We start from the raw sequence: 325 nt of genomic DNA, 5'->3' as shown, positions 1-325 counted from the left end.
CAGAGCATTCAGGATCATCAGCGGGATGAGCTTCTCAGGGAAATGGTACGGGCCGTAGTTGTTGGAGCAGTTGGTCACCAACGTCGGCAGGCCATAGGTACGCTGCCAGGCACGCACGAGGTGGTCCGAACTCGCCTTGCTGGCAGAGTACGGGGAGCTGGGGGCATAGGCAGTCGTCTCGGTGAAGAGATCTTCCGGCCCTTCCAGATCGCCATACACCTCATCAGTGGAGATGTGATGGAAACGGAAGTCAGCGGCCTTCTCTGCATCAGATTCCTTCAAGTCCTTCCAATACTGACGTGCCGCTTCCAACAGCTGATAGGTA

At 56.6% G+C, this 325-nt stretch carries 1 protein-coding gene; it reads right to left on the bottom strand.

From position 1 onward, the window contains the following. On the bottom strand, positions 1-325 hold a 325-nt coding region (locus QQF40_RS17175), incomplete at both ends, for a GDP-mannose 4,6-dehydratase (protein ID WP_285462040.1).

Source organism: Cobetia sp. LC6, assembly GCF_030264805.1.
Classification (GTDB): domain Bacteria; phylum Pseudomonadota; class Gammaproteobacteria; order Pseudomonadales; family Halomonadaceae; genus Cobetia.
Note: the sequence above shows the minus strand (reverse complement) of the source record. Positions and strands in the feature narration are given on the sequence as shown.